Origin of the sequence: Pseudomonas sp. MWU16-30323 (genome assembly GCF_020515595.1) — a bacterium.
In the GTDB taxonomy this organism is placed as follows: domain Bacteria; phylum Pseudomonadota; class Gammaproteobacteria; order Pseudomonadales; family Pseudomonadaceae; genus Aquipseudomonas; species Aquipseudomonas yamanorum.
Genome location: NZ_JAIWYM010000089.1, coordinates 1 through 821 on the forward strand (window position 1 = coordinate 1; position 821 = coordinate 821).

Genomic DNA, 821 nt, shown 5'->3' on the forward strand with positions numbered 1-821 from the left:
GTTGTTGGGTGGGTTGAACCTTTATCAGTACTCGCCCAATCCGATTGGATGGATTGATCCATTAGGGCTTACAACAGGAACTACAGAAGGAGGCATGTCCAGGACAACGCCAACTTGGCGAGATCGGTACGGCCCTGCGTCTATGAGAGATCATCATTTGATCCCTCAGGCGATGATCAAAGACGAAGCCTTCTTAACTCAGATGAAAAAGGCTGGAATACCAGATCCAGAGAACTACATTCACCGACAGGTTTCACGAATCCCCAATGCCCAACACACCGACATTCATAAATCCGGCTGGAATCAACAATGGAAAACTGGTTCGCCGAAAATCAAAACTTCAAAAAATCAGATCTCCAAAAAAATATAAAAAATATGATGAGACAATATAACACCCCGAAATCTTCAAGAAATTTCTCAAAAAAATACGGATGCAAATGGGGACAATATGAAAACCGAACTTGAGTTTCAAAAGGCACTTTTATTACTAGACCGGGGAGAGCTGGAGAGGGGCCGTCAAAAACTAAAAGACGTCATTTCCCAAGCAAATACTGACAATGATACGGTGATATTAATTCAATCACTGGTGTGCTTTGGCGAGTTATTAATAGAGCTGGGCTCACCTGAAGAGGCGAGCGGCATTTTAAATAGAGTCTTATCACTCAAGAATGACAATGAAGCATTAGAATATGAATTTAATCGAGCCATTGATCTACTCTCAAAAATTTCGAAAACCCCATTATAAAGGTACTCACAGATCACCTTGAAACCTTGACCCGGCCACCTGCATCAACTCAACCTCAATGGCCGAGTGATCAACT

The 821-nt window shown here is 42.3% G+C and carries 2 protein-coding genes; both read left to right on the plus strand.

What is annotated here, in order from left to right; genetic code table 11:
• Positions 1-370 (plus strand): hypothetical protein (locus LIY45_RS30565; protein ID WP_226478723.1); only part of this gene is annotated, 370 nt, incomplete at its 5' end.
• 78 nt (positions 371-448) lie between these two features.
• Complete coding sequence (locus LIY45_RS30570; protein ID WP_226478724.1) at positions 449-745, plus strand: hypothetical protein; 297 nt, start codon at positions 449-451, stop codon at positions 743-745.
• The last annotated feature ends 76 nt before the right edge of the window (positions 746-821 follow it).